Annotated in this window: 17 protein-coding genes; 8 read left to right on the top strand and 9 right to left on the bottom strand. The window is 43.3% G+C overall.

Annotated elements, in window-relative coordinates:
• Positions 1-11: 11 nt before the first annotated feature.
• Positions 12-1,142 (bottom strand): acyltransferase family protein, encoded by a 1,131-nt coding sequence (locus FO440_RS04190; RefSeq protein ID WP_144246965.1) that lies wholly within the window; start codon positions 1,140-1,142, stop codon positions 12-14.
• A gap of 170 nt (positions 1,143-1,312) precedes the next feature.
• On the opposite strand from FO440_RS04190, the gene FO440_RS04185 reads away from it, so the two are divergent.
• Positions 1,313-2,842: a glycoside hydrolase gene (locus FO440_RS04185; protein ID WP_144246964.1), complete on the top strand. Its 1,530-nt coding sequence runs from the start codon at positions 1,313-1,315 to the stop codon at positions 2,840-2,842.
• A gap of 21 nt (positions 2,843-2,863) precedes the next feature.
• Complete coding sequence (locus FO440_RS04180) at positions 2,864-4,693, top strand: glycoside hydrolase family 35 protein (protein ID WP_246104171.1); 1,830 nt, start codon at positions 2,864-2,866, stop codon at positions 4,691-4,693.
• Here FO440_RS04180 and FO440_RS04175 read toward each other — a convergent pair.
• Together FO440_RS04175 and FO440_RS04170 are read right to left on the bottom strand one after the other, a co-directional pair.
• Complete coding sequence (locus tag FO440_RS04175) at positions 4,688-5,161, bottom strand: aminoacyl-tRNA deacylase (RefSeq protein WP_144246963.1); 474 nt, start codon at positions 5,159-5,161, stop codon at positions 4,688-4,690. The two genes, FO440_RS04180 and FO440_RS04175, sit on opposite strands and share 6 nt — an antisense overlap.
• Before the next feature lie 3 nt (positions 5,162-5,164).
• The gene (locus FO440_RS04170) at positions 5,165-5,806 is read right to left on the bottom strand and encodes a DUF6875 domain-containing protein (RefSeq protein WP_144246962.1); all 642 of its coding nucleotides are present in this window, start codon (positions 5,804-5,806) and stop codon (positions 5,165-5,167) included.
• Between the two features lie 174 nt (positions 5,807-5,980).
• Here FO440_RS04170 and FO440_RS04165 point away from each other — a divergent pair, with 174 nt between their 5' ends.
• The 3 genes from FO440_RS04165 to FO440_RS04155 are packed head-to-tail and all read left to right on the top strand — an operon-like array spanning position 5,981 to position 10,560.
• Positions 5,981-8,587 carry a non-ribosomal peptide synthetase gene (locus FO440_RS04165; RefSeq protein WP_144246961.1) on the top strand — a complete coding sequence of 869 codons (2,607 nt, stop codon included), beginning with the start codon at positions 5,981-5,983 and terminating at the stop codon, positions 8,585-8,587.
• 19 nt (positions 8,588-8,606) lie between these two features.
• Positions 8,607-9,599 carry a glycosyltransferase gene (locus FO440_RS04160; RefSeq protein ID WP_144246960.1) on the top strand — a complete coding sequence of 331 codons (993 nt, stop codon included), beginning with the start codon at positions 8,607-8,609 and terminating at the stop codon, positions 9,597-9,599.
• A gap of 58 nt (positions 9,600-9,657) precedes the next feature.
• Positions 9,658-10,560: a glycoside hydrolase family 25 protein gene (locus FO440_RS04155; protein WP_144246959.1), complete on the top strand. Its 903-nt coding sequence runs from the start codon at positions 9,658-9,660 to the stop codon at positions 10,558-10,560.
• Between the two features lie 56 nt (positions 10,561-10,616).
• On the opposite strand, the gene FO440_RS04150 is transcribed toward FO440_RS04155, so the two are convergent.
• Both FO440_RS04150 and FO440_RS04145 read right to left on the bottom strand, forming a co-directional pair.
• A complete protein-coding gene (locus FO440_RS04150; RefSeq protein ID WP_144246958.1) occupies positions 10,617-11,198 on the bottom strand; it encodes a porin family protein in 582 nt (193 codons plus the stop codon).
• A gap of 216 nt (positions 11,199-11,414) precedes the next feature.
• Positions 11,415-13,607, bottom strand: a complete 2,193-nt coding sequence (locus FO440_RS04145) for a hypothetical protein (RefSeq protein WP_144246957.1) — start codon at positions 13,605-13,607, stop codon at positions 11,415-11,417.
• Between the two features lie 150 nt (positions 13,608-13,757).
• On the opposite strand from FO440_RS04145, the gene FO440_RS04140 reads away from it, so the two are divergent.
• Entirely contained in the window at positions 13,758-15,035 is a 1,278-nt protein-coding gene (locus FO440_RS04140; RefSeq protein ID WP_144246956.1) for an FG-GAP repeat domain-containing protein, read from the top strand.
• A 2-nt stretch (positions 15,036-15,037) separates the two neighbouring features.
• Here FO440_RS04140 and FO440_RS04135 read toward each other — a convergent pair whose 3' ends face one another.
• From FO440_RS04135 to FO440_RS04120, 4 genes are all read right to left on the bottom strand, one after another.
• Positions 15,038-15,838, bottom strand: a complete 801-nt coding sequence (locus tag FO440_RS04135; RefSeq protein WP_144246955.1) for a DUF4249 family protein — start codon at positions 15,836-15,838, stop codon at positions 15,038-15,040.
• Positions 15,829-18,585, bottom strand: a complete 2,757-nt coding sequence (locus FO440_RS04130) for a carboxypeptidase-like regulatory domain-containing protein (protein ID WP_144246954.1) — start codon at positions 18,583-18,585, stop codon at positions 15,829-15,831. The genes FO440_RS04135 and FO440_RS04130 overlap by 10 nt, the downstream gene beginning before the upstream one ends.
• Positions 18,586-18,688: 103 nt before the next feature.
• Positions 18,689-19,405 carry a LytR/AlgR family response regulator transcription factor gene (locus FO440_RS04125; RefSeq protein WP_246104170.1) on the bottom strand — a complete coding sequence of 239 codons (717 nt, stop codon included), beginning with the start codon at positions 19,403-19,405 and terminating at the stop codon, positions 18,689-18,691.
• The gene (locus FO440_RS04120; RefSeq protein WP_144246953.1) at positions 19,405-20,442 is read right to left on the bottom strand and encodes a sensor histidine kinase; all 1,038 of its coding nucleotides are present in this window, start codon (positions 20,440-20,442) and stop codon (positions 19,405-19,407) included. Before FO440_RS04120 ends, FO440_RS04125 begins: the two co-directional genes overlap by 1 nt.
• A gap of 155 nt (positions 20,443-20,597) precedes the next feature.
• On the opposite strand from FO440_RS04120, the gene FO440_RS04115 reads away from it, so the two are divergent.
• The gene (locus FO440_RS04115) at positions 20,598-21,140 is read left to right on the top strand and encodes a GNAT family N-acetyltransferase (RefSeq protein WP_144246952.1); all 543 of its coding nucleotides are present in this window, start codon (positions 20,598-20,600) and stop codon (positions 21,138-21,140) included.
• Between the two features lie 4 nt (positions 21,141-21,144).
• The gene (locus FO440_RS04110) at positions 21,145-21,558 is read left to right on the top strand and encodes a DUF3830 family protein (protein ID WP_144246951.1); all 414 of its coding nucleotides are present in this window, start codon (positions 21,145-21,147) and stop codon (positions 21,556-21,558) included.

The following is a 21,558-nucleotide window of genomic DNA, read 5'->3' as shown; positions in this document are numbered from 1 at the left end:
GGACTGTTTAACTACACCCTCAAAAACACCTTCTTCTTATACATAAAATACAGAAACAGCCATTTGAGCATCACATAACAAACCGCGCCCACCACTACATTGTACGGATTGCCAACTAACTGAAACAGCCAGTTAAAAAATCCCCCGGTGGCGTACTCCCAATTAATAAACTTACCGGAGATATAGATCAGGATAGAGTTTATGCCGATCACCTTAAAAAAGAATGCCCATTTTTGGTGACCCAGCACATCAATAATATAATAGAACAAAGCCATCAGCAATAGGCTTAAGCCGCCAACATTCAGCACGAACGAGCTTGTCCACAGGTTTTTATTGATGGGAAAATCAAGATTCCAGATCTGTGCCAGCACCAGGAAAATAACCCCAATAACAACCATTCTTAGCACCTTTTTGGTTTGACTAAGGCCGGTCTTTTTTAGCATGGTGCCGGTTAAAATGCCCAGCAACCCGGTGCTGATTGCCGGGATGGTGGAAAATAAGCCTTCAGGGTCATGTATGCCCAGGTAAAGCCTGCCCGGTAAAAAGCAACGGTCCATATACGATGCAAAATTGCCTTCCATAGTCAGATCGCCTGGATGAAAACCCGGTGCCGCGGTGAACTTAAGCAACAGCCAATACCCAATAATAAAGAACCAAAAGAAAAAGATCTGCATCCGCTCAGAAGCATACAGAAAGATGATATTGGCAAACATATAAGCCAAGCCAATGCGCCCTAATACGGATGCAAAACGGATCTCGGCAATGGGTTTAATGTTTAAGCCGTTGTTGTAAACAATCCCTAGTAAAACCAGGATAATACCGCGTTTAATAACCCGTAAAAGTAGTTGATTGCGCGATTTACCTTTCTCCAGGTCACGGCCTACTGAAAACGGCGTAGATACCCCCGCCATAAACAAGAACAGCGGAAAGATCAGATCATACAAATGAAAACCGTTCCATGCCGGGTGGGTAAGCTGATTGGCTATCCCTTCAAAAATGGGCAAATGGGTTGTTTCGGCCAGTTTGCTGAAGATCTCTTCGGCGCCCATTATCCAAAACATGTCAAAGCCACGCAGGGCATCTAATGAATACAAGCGGGTAGGGGTTTGCTGAAAATCATCAGCCGGGGAAGTTGCAGCCATAGTTTGATCGTGATTTTTAGGATTATTTAAAAATAAAGCTAAACAATTTCAATCACGTTATTATCATTATTCCTCTGTTTTATAAGATAATATATCTAATTAGATAGATAATATCGCATAGTTTCTGATGGTTGGATAGATTTACATTTGTATCGTCCTCAATTATGATAATGCGATTTACTTTAACAAAAGCCCTTCTGCTTATTTTCTGTGTGGTATCAACGGTCCGTTTTGCAAAAGCACAGGTTAAGGATGTGGTTATCGATATTGATCTTTCAAAAACCTATCAAACTATTGACAACTTCGGAGCTTCTGATGCCTGGGAATGTCAATTTGTGGGTAATTGGCCGGATGCTAAACGCAATCAGATAGCCGATCTGCTTTTTAGCCGTGATATTGATAAGGATGGATCACCTAAAGGAATCGGCTTAACATTATGGCGGTTCAATATCGGCGCGGGCAGTACACAACAAGGCAATGCAAGTGGAATCAGGGATGAATGGCGCCGGGCTGAGTCATTTTTAAATACTGAAGGTACATATAATTGGCAAAACCAGGCCGGGCAAATGTGGTTCTTAAAGGCTGCTAAAAAGCGTGGTGTAAAACAGTTTTTAGGTTTTAGTAATAGCCCGCCGGTGCAGTTTACTACCAACGGTAAAGCTTACGCGACGGGCGGCAAAACAAATATAGCCGCTGATAAATATGATGACTTTGGCACCTACTTAGCCAATGTTGTAAAAGGAGTTGAGCAGGTAAGCAACATTAAGTTTGATTACATAAGCCCGGTAAATGAGCCCCAATGGGACTGGAGTGACGGCGGCCAGGAAGGCTGCCCTTATACTAATACGGAAATAGCGGGTTTGGTAAGATCCATCAGCAAGACGTTTGTCAGCAACAAGATCTCTTCAAAGATCATTATCGGTGAATCCGGGCAGATCGATTACCTGTATGCCAAAAGTAATAAGCCGGCGAAGGGAAACCAGGTAAAAGATTTTTTTAGTCCAGGCGGTGCGAATTATATCGGCGGCTTGCCTAATGTAAGTAATACCATAACGTCGCATAGTTACTTTACAACATCGCCGATACAGGAAGCAGTAAGGAGGCGTAAAGATCTGGCCAATACGATTAGCACGATAAAAGGGCTTAATTTCTGGCAATCTGAATACTGTATCTTGGGCGATAACAGTGGCGAAATAAACGGAAGTAAACGCGATCTGGGCATGACTTCGGCGCTGTACATGGCCTCGGTAATTCATACAGACCTCACTGTCGCCAATGCATCCGCATGGCAATGGTGGACGGCTATTTCTGTGTCTGATTATAAAGATGGCCTGATCTATATCGATAAAAATAAAACCGATGGTAATTACTATCCCGCCAAAATGCTTTGGGCTTTGGGAAACTATAGCAGGTTCATCAAGCCGGGCGCGTTAAGGGTAGATGCCCGGGTGCAATCGTCCGCAGAAAACAAGTCAGTTCTTGTTTCGGCGTTTAAAAATGGAGTAAATTTAACAGTAGTTATTATTAACCCTAATGCAGAGGATGTTAAGTTCCGCTTGAACACCAACGCCGCTAAAGTGAAGTTCGATAAGGTATATATAACATCAGCAGATAAAGACCTTAAAGCCGGCAATATATCAGGGGATGATGCCACAATTACTGCCAGGTCGGTCACTACTTTTACAGGAATTATCAAATAACCAATCATATAAACCCAATACATGAAACTAATAAGATCATTTGTATTTGTTGTCGCGCTATTTATGGCGGGCACAATAAATGCGCAGGTTGCTAAACACACCTTCGCGCTGAGTGATAACGCATTTTTGCTTGATGGCAAACCTTTCCAGATCATTTCGGGCGAAATGCATTATACCCGTGTTCCACGTGAAGCATGGCGCCAGCGGATGAAAATGGCCAAGGCGATGGGTCTTAATACTATTGGTACCTACGTTTTTTGGAACGTGCATGAGCCGCAAAAAGGCCATTATGATTTTACCGGCAATAATGATATTGCCGAGTTTGTAAAGATTGCAAAGGAAGAAGGCTTATGGGTGGTACTTCGCCCAAGCCCTTATGTATGTGCCGAATGGGAGTTTGGAGGATATCCTTACTGGCTTGAAAAAGAACAGGGTTTACAGGTACGCAGTAAAGAGCCTAAGTACCTGGAGGCTTATCACAAATACATTATGGCGGTGGGCAAGCAACTGGCGCCGCTGCAGATAAACCATGGCGGTAATATCCTGATGGTGCAAATTGAAAACGAATACGGGTCATACGGTGCCGATAAGGAATACCTTGCTCTTAACCGCAAAATGTTTATCGAGGCCGGCTTTGATGGTTTATTATACACTTGCGACCCGGACGTAGCTGTTAAAGACGGCCATTTACCCGGCTTATTGCCGGCTATTAACGGAGTGGATAATGTTGCTAAAGTAAAACGGATCATCAATGAAAACCATGGCGGAAAAGGCCCGTATTATATAGCCGAATGGTATCCCGCATGGTTTGACTGGTGGGGCACAAAACACCATACCGTGCCTGCCGAACAATATTTGCCAAAACTTGATTCTGTTTTAGCGGCAGGTATTTCTATCAATATGTATATGTTTCATGGAGGTACTACACGCGGCTTTATGAATGGCGCTAATTATAACGATTCGGCACCTTATGAGCCACAGGTAAGCAGCTATGATTATGATGCCCCTTTAGACGAAGCCGGTAACGCCACCGATAAATTTATGAAGTTTAGAGCGGTGATCAAAAAGCACCTCCCGGCAGGTGAAACGCTTCCTGAAGTACCGGCCGCTAAACCGGCGATGGAAATACCGGCTATCCATTTTACGCAAACATTTGGGCTCTTTGATCATTTACCGGCTGCTAAGCTAAGTGCGCGTCCCCAAACATTTGAAGACCTTAGCCAGGCTTATGGTTTTGTATTATACAGGACAATAGTGAATGGCGGCAAAAAAGGAACTCTTAAAATAGATGGCCTGCGCGATTATGGAATTATTTATATTAACGGGAAACGCGTTGGCATACTTGACCGTCGCCTGAAACAGGACAGTATGCAATTGGTGCTGCCTAAAGGCAAAGTGAAAATTGAGATCCTGGTGGAAAACCTTGGCCGCATCAACTTTGGCCCGTACCTACTTAAAAATAAAAAAGGTATTACCGGTAAAGTGTTGTTTAACAATACCGAGCTTAAAAACTGGTACAGCTATGGTCTGCCATTAAACACGCTAAGTTTATCCGGTAAGACCCTTGAAACAGGCTCAGGCAAGCCGGTAATTAAAAAGGCCACTTTCAACATCAAAAAGCCTGCGGATACCTATTTAGATCTGCGAAACTGGGGAAAAGGCATTGTATGGGTTAATGGCCATAACCTGGGGCGTTATTGGGGTATAGGCCCGCAGCAAACCATTTACCTCCCTGCCGAATGGTTGAAAGCAGGTAATAACGAAATTGAGATTTTAGAGCTGATCAAAACAGATCAAAATGTAGTATCGGGCTTAACAAAGCCTATTTTGAGTGAGTTAAAACCGCTATAAGCTAATATTGGTTGAAGTAGCTTTTGATATTTCAGCGAGGTCTGCCGGGGATAATTCGATCTCGACGGCGGCCTCGCCTGATCCTACCAATATCGTTGGAAAAGTTAGCAAGGCCTCGTCTACGAATACCTGTATCGCGGGTGACAAACCGATAGAGCATACGCCGTTAACGGGATAGCCAACCAATTCTGCAAGTTCTTGTTTCTCGGCAACTTCAAGCTTTGCTGCGCCGGCTAATGTGGCAAGTTCGGCAAAGTTTAATTTCCGGCTCATGGAGCAAACGGCCATTACATATTTGTCCCTTGATTTTGAGCGCAAAAAAACGGATTTTGTGATCCGGTCAAGGCTGTAACCCAACGCGTTCGCAAAATCCATCGGTGAAGTAATTGCAAAACTAAACGAATCATGCCTTATCTCTCGAAAGGTGATCCCGTTTTCATTTAAAACTTTAGAAACGTTAGCGTGCATATATTAATCGAGGGCCTTCTTTTTCTTGCCGAAATTTACCGTTCCGAAATTATTGTAATAAGCCTCTTCTAATATAGGATCGCCGGCTAAAAAAGGCCAGTCGGTTTCTACCATAAATCGTATAGCTAAAAGTGGTACGGGCGATTGCAGGGGTTTAAAATCCGCATTTCGCAGTCCCGGTTGCTGGCAATTTTCGTGAAACTGACCTATCATCAGCCCAAGATGCACAAATTCGGGTTTTAATTTTAGTTGCACCTCGTCAATTATTTTGACAACCTCATTGTCTTCCAGGTTGGGGAAAAGAATGGCTATGGCCTTAAAGCGCTTATCTTTTTCGTCAAGCGGCAGCATCTCAATAAACCTGTCTTTCAGGTTCCTGATCATATTTATAATATGGTCTTGTTCGGGGTGTGGTTCTGTGTATACACCAACCTTAAAAAACTGCTGTTCCTTTGAATATTGAATATAAGGACACACGGCACCAGTACGGCCCAGGCCCGGATTCGGCTTCGCCAGGAACTCGTTGACCCAATTACCAAAACCCAATAAGTGTTGTTTGTAAGCATTGTAGGCGGGCGGTATGTTATTAAAAACAACATCGCCGACATTAAAAAGTGATATGTCAGATGCGGGGTTTATACTCAAAGCAAATTAATTTAGGGGTAAAAAATTTAATATTCGCATAACCAAAAGTTGTACCAAGCTTTACAATCAAATCTACGAAAAACTTAATGGCATAGTTTTTCGTATAAAGTTCGTATATAGCATTAGTATATTTTGTAAACCTAATACTAAATATTTAAACTATTAATATTTTTCATGGCTTTAAGATCTGACGCGCGTAATCCGGAATATTACAATCCTGAACATGGAAGTATCCATGAGCTCATCCGTTGGCAGTCACATAAGTCGCCTTACACCATCGCTATAAAACATAATGCAGACAGCATTACCTACAGCAATCTGGAAGTAAGTACCAACCAGATAAACGCGTTATTGCAGGATAAAGGCATTGCATTTGGCGATGTTGTTGCCGTAGCTATGGATAGGTCTATCCATATGGCGGTGTGCCTGTTGGCAATTATGAAAGCCGGAGCCACTTATTTACCTATAGACCCTAATTTACCTGTAGAAAGAATTGCCTATTTATTGGAAGATTCGTCCGCAAAAAAGGTGATCGTATCTGAAAAATACCGTGATCTTATAAATCACAACAGCAGCCAGATCATTTTTGAAGACGCCTGGCTGAACCGGGGAGATTATCCTGAAGATTTTGTACCTGTTGAAACGGGTGAGGATGACCTGATTTATATCATTTATACATCAGGCTCAACAGGCCATCCAAAAGGGGTGGGCGTATCGCACAAAGGGCTGATCAATCTTTTAAAGTACAGGCTGCACTCGCCCGGTATGGATGCAAATGATAATGTGCTTGGACTTACTACCATGTCGTTTGATATTGCGCAGGAAGAGTTATACCTGCCATTGATCTGCGGAGCTTTACTCACTATTGTCGACAAAGAAATAACCCGCGACGGCAGTGCGCTGCTTGAAATTGTTAAGAACCAGCAGATCACGTTAATGCAGGCCACGCCATATATCTGGCAAATGATGCTGGAATCAGGTTGGGACACGCCACTACCCATCAAAGCATTTTGTGGTGGTGAGGCAATGACCAATGAACTGGCCGGAAAATTATTAGGTCGGTGCCGTGAGGTTTGGAATATGTATGGCCCTACCGAAACCACCATATGTACTACCGTTAAAAAAATAACCGATAGTAATGAGCCTATAACCATAGGCAAGCCTATTGACAATACCGGCGTTTATATTTTAGACGAGCATTTAAACAAAGTTATGCCCGGCGCCGAAGGCGAGCTTTATATCTGTGGTGTAGGTGTAACAAAAGGATATATCAACCGCGAAGAGCTAACTGCCGAAAAATTTATTGATGATAAATTCTCGCCTGTTTCCGGAAGGAAAATGTACAAAACCGGCGACTTGGGAAGATTGCTTAAAAATGGCGAGATCCAATTTATAGGCAGGGTTGATAACCAGATAAAATTAAGAGGTTATCGTATTGAAAAAGAAGAAATAGAATACCAGCTAAAACAACAGGAAAACATAAAGGATGCGCTGGTTACGGTGTACGAGGATAGCGTAAAAAACGCCCGGTTAATAGCATACCTGACACTTAAAACATCGGATAGCGACACCGCCTCCATTATTAACAATTGCAGGGAAGGGCTAAAAAAAGTCTTGCCCGAGCATATGGTGCCAACTAATTATGAAATTTTAACAGAGATACCGTTATTACCCAGTGGCAAGGTGGATGTAAAATCATTACCTAAGCCCAATATTCAGGAAACTACTCAAGACTTTGTTGCCCCAACTAACCGGATTGAAAAAATGCTTGCGGAGATTTGGGAAGAATACATCGGCATTAAAAATATTGGCATTACTGACGATTTTTTTGAACTTGGCGGTACTTCTATGATAGCGGTTAAAACTAAGATCAAAATAGAAAAAATTACCAACAAAAGGTTGTCGCCGTCTGTCCTGTTTCAATATCCAACCATACAACAATTGGCTTTGGCTATTGATGATTTTACAGAAGATAACTATCATTCATTAGTGCCTATCCAGCCCGTGGGCTCAAAAATACCGATGTATATTGTTCATGGTATTGGTTTAAATGTGTTGAATTTTAGGACGCTGGCTACTGATCTTGGCCCAGATCAGCCTATTTATGGGTTACAGGGAGTATCGTTGGGCGGGCAACAGGAATCATTAAACACCATTGAAAAAACAGCCGAGTTTTACAATGCCGAGATCATTAAACAGAACCCAACCGGGCCGTATGTAATTGCCGGCTACTCTATAGGCGGTGTAATTGCTTATGAAATGGTAAAGCAGCTTAAAGCCGCCGGTAAGGATGTTAAATTGCTTATTATGTTTGATACCGCTATACAGATCCCTACCCATCAATATCCTTTGCTTAAAAAGATCTGGGCGAAAAGCATGCGGCAGCTTCCTAAATTGAAATTCAGGATAGCGTCTTTTTTGAAACAGCCGAAAGAAAATATAGACTACATAAAAGCGGTGTACGGTAAGAAGTTTGCAAAAGGGTTTTATCACAAACATGAAACCTATGGTTTGCCCGATTACATGCAGCAAACTATTTTTCGACTAAAAAACGCATTTGATCAATATGTTATAGTACCTTACGATGTTAAAATTGATCTCTTTTCGGGCAATAAATTGTATTACCTGGACGATCCGGAGTTTTTAGGCTGGCGTAAGTACGCTTTACAGGGTGTAAATGTATATCCTGTTTCAAGCAGTCATAACACCATGTTTGATGCACCGTATCACCAGGAGTTGGCAAATTTATTGAAAAAACGATTAGACGAGATCAACAGTTAAAACAGCATACGTATTAACGGTGAATAATATAAACGTTTACTTTTTTAAATATCCTATAGGCTATAAGCTGATCCCCGGTGACAGGCATATAGCCCGTTTTTTAAAGAGCCTGCTAAATATAAGGCCGGTAAATGGCGCTGAAAAAGTTTTTCTGAACCTTTGTGCAGGGTTTGACATTTTAGGTGTGACCTACACCAAAAATCCGCCGTTTAAAGATATCAAGCCCGGTGAACCCGTAATTATATTGGGCGACGAACTTTACAATAGTAAAAAGTTTATAAAGGGCTATGATAAACCTAATCCAGTTATAGCAGGTATAGCGTTGATGACCCACCCTGCCGAATGGCCCGACCTGCTTAAACAATATCCCGTTGCCAAATACCTGCAGCACTGTAGTTGGGCAAATGATCTTTTTATTCCCTATTATGGTAAGGATGTATGTGTAGAGTGGCCAGCCGGAGTAGAAACCGACAAATGGACCCCGGGCACTGAATCAGAAAAGAAATTTGATGTCCTGATCTATGATAAGATCCGCTGGGATACAGACCATGTTTATGCGGACATGAAAGCCGCCATTATCGAAAAGCTTACCGCGTTGGGTTTAACCTATCGCGAAGTGGTTTATGGCCGGTACGAAGAGAAAGATTATTTTAAAATGGTTAAACAGTGCCGGGCTATGGTTTACATCAGCGCGCATGAAACACAGGGTTTTGCCTTGTGCCAGGCCATGTCGGCAAATGTGCCGGTTTTTGCCTGGGATCAGGGTTTTTGTCTTGACCCTGCCCGTTTTTCATGGAATGACCCGGTTATTAAAACTACCTCGGTGCCGTTTTTTGATGAAAGTTGCGGTATGACCTTCAAGGATCAGGATGATTTCTTAAACAAGGTAGATGTTTTTTGGCAACAGCTAGAGAAAGGCAAATTTAGCCCGCGAGCATATGTAGTAAACAACCTGTCCCTAAAAATAAGCGCGCAGAAAATGCTGGACATTATAGCTGAAGTTTACAAATAACCCTCAGCTTTTTTGTTTTCAGTAGATTTATACCTGCTGCTATTAGTACTTTTGTTGCGTGACCACCGTACGCAAACACTCATCAACTGCTAAAGCAAAATTGCCCGCCAAAACCATAACGGCCCGAAAGGCGCCGGCAAAAAAACGTGCGCCGGCAAAGAAACAGCCGAAGCGCGGGTTTAGCTGGAAGATCGGGTTGGCCGGGATTCTTTTGGTGCTGTTTTCTCCATTTTATTATAAATATGTGTTAAGCGGATTTGGTGCTGCATGGCATTGGGTGATTGACCTGGGCGAGGACCCTGATTACCGGCATTATCGCGAGCTGAATATTTATGTTTCAGAGAAATATAGCATCCACGGGATCGACGTATCCTATGCGCAGGGCAAAATAGACTGGCCAAAAGTAAAAGCCATGAATGACGATGGCGTGCACATCAGCTTTGTATTTATAAAAGCAACCGAAGGTACACATTTGATCGACACCTATTTTCAGCGCAACTGGCGCGAAGCAGCTAAAGCGGGACTGATCTGTGGCGCATACCATTTCTTCAGGCCCGAACAAAATGGTAAAGAACAGGCAAAACTCTTCTTAAAGACAGTAAAGCCCGAAACCAGCGATCTGCCATTGGTGATAGATGTGGAAACGCTGGATAAAGCTACCCCGGCCCAACTACACCAAACGCTAAATGACTTTATAGCTTATATCCGCCTGAAAACATCCATCACGCCCATTATCTATTCGGGCTTAAGTTTTTACCAGGATAACCTGAAAGGGTATTATGATAACTATACTATTTGGATAGCACACTATTACAAACGCGAAGCGGACATTAATAAAGCGGCAAACTGGTCGTTCTGGCAACACTCGGACAAAGCGAGGGTTAACGGCATTAACCATGATGTGGACTTTGACACCTTCAAAGGGGATAGCATCGCATTTAACAAACTACTGATCCGTTAATAACAAAGAAAGCTGGCTGAGTTTTAACCGGCTTTCTTTGTTATGCTGATAAGACGTTATTTCATATCGCTTTTAACCTTATTCGCGGTGCTTTTACCCGGCAGATAGATCTGGAAACCAAAGGTCAATCCCAAATTGTTTTGATAGGTCTGGCTGCCAAAGCCAACAACACCATTATATTTTAATAACGTTTCTAAACCAATATTTGGCGTAATAAAATAAGCGAAACCGGGGCCAAAGCTAAAGTCAAGCCCGTTAGTATTGCCGCCACCATCGCTGATATTAACACCGCCGACACCTACGGTTCCCTCGCCAAAAAAGCGTCCGTGTTTTAAAACGCTGACGTCATTACCGGTGTAATAACGCCCTAATGCGTCAACGCCATAAGTAGTAGTGGTACCGTGGCCTTTTGCGGTTTGAAGGCCCAGGTTTACAGCAGCACCCAGTGCAACATTGTCTTCAACAAACCAGGCTGCTTTTGGCGAAATATTTACGTTAAAAACATTTGGCGAATTTAGCCCGAAATTTAAGCCGGCAATGTCGCCGCCAACCAATACATTGCCCCTCTGGATCTGGGCATTTGCGGTAAATCCTATTGCAGAAAACGCCAACAGGAAAAGGAAAGTAAACTTTTTCATGATATTTTAAATTAAGTAAATGATACCTGGCAACTCACAATTGGTATGCCAAGCACCGGGTATAATTTAACAGATCAAGAAAATATAACCGTATTGTCTTCGTTTTTAGTTGGTTATAAATGATTTTTTATCTGGGGATAGCATCCTGGCACAGGGGGTACTAAAAATTATTGTCCTGGGGTTGTTAGCATACTTGGAGAAAGAATTGCGTTGCTTTCAATTTTCCAATAAGATGTAATAGGTATCAGTCGGCAGCTGTAAGGATATACCGTCCGTTGTATGCGTTATGTTTAATTGCTTTATGGCGTAACCTGCTACATCCAACTGTATTGCTTTTTTGATCGCTTTGTTTTTAAGGCTGATACTACCTTTGGCTGGCATACCCAGCCACGGCATTGTGCCGGTATTTAATATTTTAAAGCCTGTAAGTTGTTTGTGATCATCCGTAATAGTCGCCGGTTCTTCTTTCCAACCGGTAGGCCTGAACACGGTGCCTACCTGCAATAATATTTTCTTTGATCGGTCAAGATTCAAGCCATCCATGCTCACTAATTCAATGGTTGCGTAATCGTTATCAGATTTGATTGTTACTTCACTCAGTTTAAATGCCTTTTGAGTATTTAAAAACCCGGTAACAGCTTTAGCCTTCGGCGTATTTAATGTAAAAAGGCCATCGCGGTAATTCAGTAACTGCTGGCCTGTCACGGATCTTATTTTGGAGTTTTTCGTATCTATCAATGCCTGCAGATCAGCCAATAATTTAACCGTGTCTTTTTTAGCGCGATATGTGGTGGACACCTTACCTGTTAAAAAAGTAAGGGCCGATAGTTTACGTTCGTCATTATTGTTGCGTTGAACAAAATCGCGGTTGGGGTCAAAAGGCTGCTCTTCAAAAATTGGGGGGATAGATCTGCTAAGCATACTGCTCATGGTCCGCTCCTCGGCTACCGCATGGCCTTCCTGTACGTAGCCAAGCCGCTGTATCAACGCGTTTGCCGGGAACATACCCATTTCGCCGGGTGTTGAGGTCGTCCATCTATTCATGGGATGCTGACCCTGTATATTCAAAAAGGTAAAGTAGGGTAGCTGGGCATAATTCACAGCTGTAGGCGTAAACCAAAAGAAAGTGTTAAGCCCGGTTAGCCCGCCGTACGCGGCAACCAATAAAGGCCCTTCAGTTTGATATTTGTTGGGCAGATTCCAGCCGCTTTCGGTAACCATCATTGGGTGACCATCAACGTGTTTAAGGTTTGTTGGCAGATCTGCCGGATTCTTCAGCGCCGATGGTGCTCCGTAGAAATCACCGGGATCTACCCGCCAGCCGTCATTAGGCCCTTTATGTTGTGGATCGAAATATTTGTTTACCGCAATAACATCTGCCCCGCTGTTCGTCCAGCGTTCAAGGTCAAGCAATCGGCTTTGCGACGCGGTACGCCAGTTGCTGCCGTTAATCAACTGTTTACAGCCTAATATATCACGGTAATAATGCACCATGTCATCATAAAAAGACCGTTGTGCATCCGCAAAAAAAGCTACCTGGTCATCAACCTGTTGTTGGTTAGCGCGGCCGGGTGGTAAAGTAAGCTCATACATGGGCAAAAGCGCCATGGTGTCTTTAATGACTTTGGTTGTACCGTACTTGTTTTTAAGCCATCGGGAGTATTGTGCGCCAATCATTTTTGCCAGTTCGGGTTTTATGGCGCTCATGGTCCAGAACAGATCAGAATCTTCATTCTCCACCTGTATAACCGCCACCGCCGACTCATCTTTTAACGCGACACCGGTATATGGATTAGGTATGGTGTACAGGTATTTTACCCAGGCTTTATAGGCATTCTTTAATTTGTCATTGAAAAAAATGACTCCCCACATATCAGTTTCGCCGCTATACCCATCAATCCCCCATTCTTTTGGGATCCAGCCACCCATATGCCCGTTACTTGCCCAGTAGGGCGATATTACGGTATAAATCCCCTGTTTTTTCATCGCGGCAACGCAGCGCCAAATGTTACGGGCTTCGGTGGTGTCTACATCGGTAATTTTTGTGTTTTTGCCTTTGGGATTAATAGCGCCATGATACCGTATCAGGTTAACCCCCATTTTAGCCAGAAAACGCGCCAGGCTATCCAGTTTCTTATCATCAAACCCACTGGCCAGGCTGCCACCATTACAGGCCCAAAATCTGACCTCATGGTTTTGCCCGTTTGCAAACGAATTTCCATCCTTGCTTAAGCGGATAAAGCCATGTTCGCCTGCAAACCGCTCATTCAAGTACCGCAGATCAAGCAAGCTGCTGTCTGATCCGTGGTTAACAGGATAAGAAAATGTCCACCAGCTTTGATCCGGCACCTGTGCCTTGGTCAGCGTAAATGATAAAAGAAAGAAAAACAGGCAGGTGATTTTTCTCATATAGGTTAACGCAGGTATTGTCAACAATAAAAATACATTTTATAATTAAAGGCGGCATATAAAAAACGACCAGTTATTAGGTGCCCGATTCGAAAAAATAAATAGTATAATTGTTGATAATCAACCTATAAACAAATAACCTGGTTTTAAATGAAAGCATTATGGATAGGGCTGTTGGTGCTTATATGTGGCGTTAAAATAGCGGCGGCACAATCGCCTGCAAATAAAAAAAAGGCAAAAATGCCGGCATTTCAACGTATCGTGATTGATAGTGTCGCCCAATTTGGGTCGCACAAGCCTAAAGTGCTGGGTAAGTTTTCAAAAGATCCTTACAATGATATCGGCAGTATGGATAAAGAAGGGTTTAAGCTGTACCGCTACAGCGAAGGCTGGAAACCTTACCTCATATTTAGCCCGGGTGATCCGGGAGGCTTTGAAGACGCGCAAATAGCCGATATAGACCACGACGGTTGGAACGATATCGTTATTGGCGGCTGGAGCAATATGGTGATCTGGGCGCAAAATCCGTCAGGGCAGGGGTTTGATCCTTATACTACCAAATGGAAATTATTCGTGGTTGACAACAAACGTTTCTCGCACGAGGTTTGTATCGCCGACCTTAACAACGACGGCAAACCGGATATTATAACCACCACAGGCGTTTATATACAGGGAGCTGATCCGTCTAAATGGACCTTTGTTGATATTGGGAGAAAAGGCCAGGGAACTTTTGCGGCCAATGTACTAAACAATAAAGATGGCTACAGCGATGTGATAGCACTATACATAGACGGAGAAACAAATAAGGTGGCCTGGTTTGAAAACCCGGGGCATAAAGGCGGTAACCCGTTAACCGGTAAATGGGTTCCTCATGTTATTGATTCTAATCCGGGCGGAGATCTTTGCAATTTTGAAATGACCACCATGGCTTTTACCGCAGGTGATATTAACGGAGATGGTAAAATTGACCTGGTTTGCGCCAGCCAGGGCGAAGGCCCCGGCGAGGGCGATAATAACCGCCAGATAGGTGATGGGTTGGTTTGGTATGAGGCCCCCGCTGATCCGCGTAGCGGAAACTGGATCAAGCACGTCATCAACGCTTCTGTAGCGTGGGTGCATGCCTCATCCATTAAACTGGCCGACATTGATGGGGATGGGCACCTTGATGTGAATTATGCCCAACAAGACCAAAGCAAAGACAGGAAGGACGGCAGCGCAACCAAACAACAGTTAGGCATTTTTTATAACATAGATGGTAAAGGCTTAAACTGGCGTCAGCAGATATTAACCCAATACCCGGATTATGCAGCAGGAGGCTTCAACTCAAAAGTAGGATTAATTGGCAAAGACAAATTGCCAAGTATTATAACCTCGCTGCATGGTTTTTTTCATGACCCTAACCCCCTGATGTTGTGGCGGCATAAATAATATCAATAAACAGTAAAGGCCAGTGTATCGGCTTGCATAGCTGTAAAAATGCCAAACCCGTTTACTATGTTGGTAGGTATCTGGGTAAGGTTCTGCGATGATGTCCTGGCGTTGTTGTTTAATAAGTTAATGTACTCCTGATTTACGCTAAACAAAATGATCTGGTAAGTTCCTCTGTAAGAAAAGCTGTTTTCCGTGACGTTGTATGTGGATCCCCGGTTGGTATTTGTTTGCGAGTTTGCCGGTCGCGTACCACCAAAACTGTTAATAGCGTACGTAGCATTTATAGCTTTAAATACCAGAACATGATTTAATGAGTCGGGGTTTGACCATGCAAAAGTATTTAAAACAGTACTTGCAGCGCCCGGGCCACCCCCGGTTGTTACTGTTACGCCGGTATATTGCGAACTAAAATTTACCGGCTTTGCAGGCATTACCGTACTTGCCGATACCGCATTACCCTGGTAAGTAAACTGCAGGCTGTATGTTTTACCCGTAACCAAAAATGATTGATCGGCGTAGGTATAAGTGCCCGGAGTCGATTCTGTTAATTGTACTTTTTGTGAACCATCTGACAGGTAAAGGCTTATCCCGGTGATGGGTGAACCATAAGTAGCGGTATCTGTTAAAGCCTTCTGCGTAGATAGCTTTACAGAAATAGGTTGCCCCGGTACCAGGTATGACTGGATGACCGGCAGGCTGGTTGTTTTATTATCGGTATTTTCTTTCGTGCAGGCGGTAAGCATAGCTATGGCTATAAATACCGGTAAAATAATTGCAGGCAGGTATTTTCTTATTTCCATCTTAAGCTAAGTGTCAGGTTTGGTGTAAAGCCCAGGTAAGTAACGTCTGTAGTAATTAACTGGTTGTTTTGTAACTGGTACTCGCGGTACCAAATGTTTTTATGATTGTATACGTTAAATAGCGATAAGCCTATACTACCCACTTTGTTGCCGTTTATTTTAAGCAGATCATAAGTGGCAGAAAGGTCAAGCCGGTGGTAATCAGGCAGGCGCTCAACATTCTTGGCGCCTACGTTAAATGCCGTAGTATTATTGCCATCTGCAGATGTAATGGTGTAGCTTGATAGAGGCACTGTATACGGATGGCCGGTACTGAAAATAAATACCGCGGCAAAGTTCCACCGGTTATAATGGTACATGTTAATGGATTTAAACTCATGCGTTACATCCTGATCGGCCGGGTAATAATTTGGCCCGTAAACCGCGAACCGGTTTTGCGCGTTAGCCAAAGTGTAACTTAACCAGCCGGTGTACAATCCCATCTTTTTCTGGATGAGTACTTCTACACCTTTAGCAGTACCATTGCACGTATAAAACGATTGCTCAATGGTAGCGCTGGCACTGCCCGGGCCGAAACCCTCTTGTTTAACAGTATATTGCGTAAGGCCCGACAGGGTTTTATAATAACCTTCCACATCAACCAAAAACAATTTGTTTTCATAACTGATACCGCCCATATAATGCCGGGCCATGCCTACAGGTATGGTATTACCGTCCGATATCACCCAAAAATTACGGTTACCGTTCAATACATCCTCGCGGGTAACCTGGTTGATGAATTGATAGAACTGGCCCGTGGCAAATTTTAAGGTATAATGATCGCTTAACGTGTAACTGGCAGAGAAGCGGGGCTCATAATAAGCTTTGCTTGTAGGCTGAAACCATGTGTCGCGGATGCCCGGCTGTAAGTGTAGCTTACTGGTAGGGTCAATTTCAAGCTCGGCATAACCTCCGCCTAAAAATGTTTTGTTGTGCGAGTCAATCAGCTTGCTGGTATCATTTTGGGTGTAGGTGTAATTGGTTTCCTGGTGCGAGCCAAAACCGCCATACAACAATTTGAAAGAGTTACTTATTTGCCACTCCCAGTCAGATTTGAAGCCTAAGTCTTTCAGGTTATTGTTTTCTACCGTTCCGTTGTTGAAAGCCACATCAACGCCATCGGTTTCATTAACGCCCGAGTTGCCCCGGTTGCGGTCATTAAAGTAAGATGAATAAGTAAGGTAAGTGTTTGAGTGCACGTTTTTACTCCATGATGAAGACCATTTAAGGCTGCTGCTTAAATTACCGTATTTGGTATAATCGGTGATCTTATCACTCACCACGGTCGAGCTGAAAGAAGGCAGGTCCCTGCTATTATCAGTTTTATCGGTGCCGGTATAAAAACTTAGAGCAAGTGTGTTGTCTGTATTCAGCTTATAGGTATAGCGTAAGTCAGCATCATAAAAGTGCGATGCCGGGGTTACCTGCTGGCCAAAGCCGCCGCGTCCGCCGCCGCCGCCAAATCCACCACCACCTCCGCCGCCGCCACCCGGTATGGTGGTCGCGTTAAATTGTTTAAAGATCTTATCATACAATGGCCCCTGGTATGAGCGTCGAAAGGCTACCAGCAATGACGATTTATCAGTAACCGGGGTTTCTGCATATAGGTTTAAGCTTAGCAAGCTCAAGTCCACACCAAAAGTAGCGTCTTTGCTGTTACCGTCCTTGCCGGTGATCTCGGTTACGCTGGATAAGCGGCCGCCATATTTTGCAGAGAAACCACCCTTGTAAAGTTGTACATCCTTTACGGCATTGGCATTGAAGGCGCTAAAAAAGCCGTATAAGTGGTCAACCTGGTAAACAGTAAAACCATCAAAAACAACCAGGTTTTGGTCGGGAGTACCGCCGCGTACATAGGCCCCGGACGATGATTCATTGGTGCCGCTTACACCCGGCATCAGTTGGAAAGCTTTAAGCACGTCTTTTTCGCCCATGGTAGGTAGTTTATCCAAACTGGCCGGGGTTAACTGCAATACGCCTACTTTTTTCACATCGGTATTCATTACCCCGCTTTTTTTACCAAGGATGGTAATTTCATTAAGTGTGTTTAGCGACGGGAATAACTCTACAGTGATAGGTTTTTTGATCATGTCAGCAGTTAACCTGAAACGGTCTGTTTGGTAGCCAGAATAGCTGGTTTCGACTACGCAGGTATCTGAGGGTACATCGAAAAATACAAATAATCCGTCCGACCGGGTAGATACAGAAAGCGAACTGTTTAGAATCCGTACCGTTGCAGACGGTAACGTTTCGCCCGTGGTTTGGTCGACCACTTTCCCGCTGATGGAAAAACTGAAATGTTTGGGTGGCCCGCTTGGCGGCGCCACCCGCTTTAAATTTGATGCTTTGGCTATTGTATTGAGCGTATTAAGTTTCTTTAACCGGTCAAGGTCGTCGGTGTTTTGTAAAATATAGATGGTACCGTCTGCTTCGATCCAGTAGTGCAGGCTGTTGCTCCGGCAAACCTGGTCAAGTACATTTTTTAATGGCTCATTTAAAAAATGATCCACCACGTCATATTTGCGGATCGAGTCGCGCTCAAAAACTATCTTTAAATGATAGTCTGTGGATAGGGTATCCATCAACTGATCAAGCGAACAGGTGAAGAACTTGGTGATGTATATTTTCTTTAATGTTTTTTGGGTTTGCTGTGCAAATAACCCGGTTGCTAATCCCGTAAATACAATTGCAAGTAACAATTTTCTCATTCTTATCTATAGCTATTTGGCCGAAGTTGCACCACGGCGGCTGCTAAAGAAAATAAATGAGATAAAAGCGACCAGAATGCAGACGAAGCGCCCTAATTTGTAGCTACTCTAACTCGCGGCCTATCATTTTATTGATGGTTAACCTGTAGTTATCGCTTAGCGGCAGTTCAACATTTACGCCTACCACTTTTCCGCGCCTGATGTGCGATATATAATCGACATTTATCAGGTATGACTTATGGATGCGGTAAAAAAGGCTTGGCGGCAATTGTTTTTCTATCGCTTTAAGGCTGGTTCTTGACAGTATGGGTTTTTGATTATTGTTCAAAACTATCTTTACATAGTCCTTAAGCCCTTGTATATATTGGATATCGTTAAAATTAACCTTAACCAGCATATAATCGGACGATACGAAGAAATAAGCTTTTGACAGGCTTGGCGGTATTACAGCTGTGGTATTTTTAAGCTCGAAAAACTGATAGGCCTTTTGGCAGGCTTTTAAAAGGCGTTCCTGCGGCACGGGTTTCACCAAGTAGTCAAGCACTTCAAGCTCAAAACCGTTTATGGCAAATTTTTCATAGGCGGTAACAAATACTACAAGCGGCTTGCTAATCAGGCTTTTTACCAGTTGCAGCCCGTTAAGTCCGGGCATATGTATATCGCAAAACAAAAGATCAACCTGTTCATGCTGCATAATGGTGAGGGCGTCGGCTGCTGTTCGGCATTTGCCTATAATTTTAATGTAGCTAACATCCTTTAAATTATCTTCCATTAACTGTAGCGCTAGTGGTTCGTCGTCAACAAGCAGGCATTGCATCATTATTTAAATTGTATTTGAAGGTTAACGGTATAGTTATTTTGGTCCTGTTTTATTTCAAGGCTGTGTTTGCCCGGATATAGAAGGTCAAGCCGGCGTTTAACATTGTTTAAGCCAATGCCATGGTGCTCGTCGGTATGTGTGTGTGCAGGATCATAATTGTTGGAGACGCTGAAGTTGACCATACGATGATCTACTTTTAAATAGCCCTTTATATATGGCTTTGAATCAATGCTGCCGGCGTATTTAAAGGCATTTTCCAGGAAGGGAACCAATAGCATCGGCTCGATCGTTTTTTCGGGATGTGTAATGTCAAATATAAAATCGACTATGATCTGATCATCAAACCTCATTTTTTGCAGATCGATATAGCTGCCCATGTAATCAGACTTTTGCCCCATGGTTACTTTTTCCTCGTCGGTGATATAAAGCATATAACGCAACAGTTGTGATAGCTGCATCAGCGTAGGCTCAACAGCAGGCGGGTTCAATCGGGATAAGGCTACCACGCCGTTGATCACATTAAAAATAAAATGCGGACTGATCTGCGAGCGAAGAAAGGCCAGCTCTGATACCAATGCCGAATTGGTAATGTCGCGGTTGTTATTGATCAGCCGGGCTCTGTCGGCCAGGTAACGGTAAGCAAAGCTTGCGGCTGTAATGGCAGCCATGGGCAGCAAATTAAAATGTGCCATTAGCGGCGGCGGCCCAAAACGGTGCAGACGATTAAACATACCCATTGGTGGCTGCGCGTGTACAATGCAAAAATCAATGGCGATAAGTGATAGGGCTAATAAAAGGCAATACAAAAACGGCCGGTTATGCTTATTTAAAAATTCCGGAATAAGTAGAAATGTATTCAGGTAAAAATGCGCGGCAAACAAAGAATTGATAAACACCAGGTGCCATGGTGAAAGCAGCATGCGGAAGCCCGATGCAGGCGGCCTGGTTAAGATAGGCAGCAGGGTAATAAATGTCCAGAAGAGAATGTGCAATAGCACCTCAACAAGCGGAACAATTTTTATGCGCCTAAACACCATAATATACTAAAGGTCTGATTGTGTCTGTTACAGACGCAATTATCGCTATAAAAAGTATGTGTGATTAGGCGTAGCCGCCAAACCGGGCCGCTTTTAACATTATTTAACTTAAATACTTAATTTAGTGCGCCAGGTATAGTCTATCATCCAATAACATGCAGATTTTTATTGAAACCGAACGGCTTATTATCCGTGAATTGTTGCCGACGGACGACTCGGCCATGTTCGAGCTTGACGCCGACCCCGAAGTGCACCGTTACCTGGGTAATTCGCCTGTAAAAACGATCGAAGAAAGCCGCGAAATTATAGCGATGGTACGGCAGCAATACCTGGATAACGGCATTGGCCGTTGGGCAATGGTTGAAAAAGCAAGCGGTAATTTTATGGGATGGACCGGTTTTAAACTCATTAGGGATACGATAAATAACCATACAGATTTTTATGACCTCGGTTACCGTATTATTCGGAAATATTGGGGTAAAGGTTATGCTACCGAGTCTGCTATTGCATGCCGTGATTACTGGTTTAAACAATTTGATCAGCCTACGCTATATGCAATGACCAATGTGGAAAATAAAAATTCAAAAAAGGTATTAGGCAAAGTTGGCTTTGTGTGTAAAGAAACATTTACGCACCATGATCTACCGCACTATTGGTTTGAGTTAAACAGGGATACAGATCAAAAAGCACTAACTTAGTTTTATGCAAGGGTTTAAGTTAATTACGTCTGATAACAATATTGTCCGCTTTAAATTTTATACCGAAGAAGCGCTGGTTACCTGTAAGGCGTTTACCGAGCTGTTGCCATTTAACCGGACGTTTATGCATGCACGTATATCAGGACAGGAGATCTGGATTGATGATGCGCCCGAACTGGATATTATCCAGGAAAACGCTTCAGTTTTTACCCTTCCAGGCGAGGTTGTTTATGGGCCGCTTAATCCTAAACGGGCAAAAACCTCAAACTGTATGGGCATTTATTATGGCGAGGGTAAAGGCCTTGACGCTTGTAATATTTTTGCTAAAGTTTTTGATGAAGACATGGATTTGCTTAAATCGCTTGGAATTAATATTTGGATGAACGGCACCCAAAACCTAACCTTTCAACTACTTTGA

It is taken from the genome of Mucilaginibacter corticis (assembly GCF_007558865.1).
Taxonomy (GTDB): Bacteria; Bacteroidota; Bacteroidia; order Sphingobacteriales; family Sphingobacteriaceae; genus Mucilaginibacter; species Mucilaginibacter corticis.
Note: the sequence above shows the minus strand (reverse complement) of the source record. Positions and strands in the feature narration are given on the sequence as shown.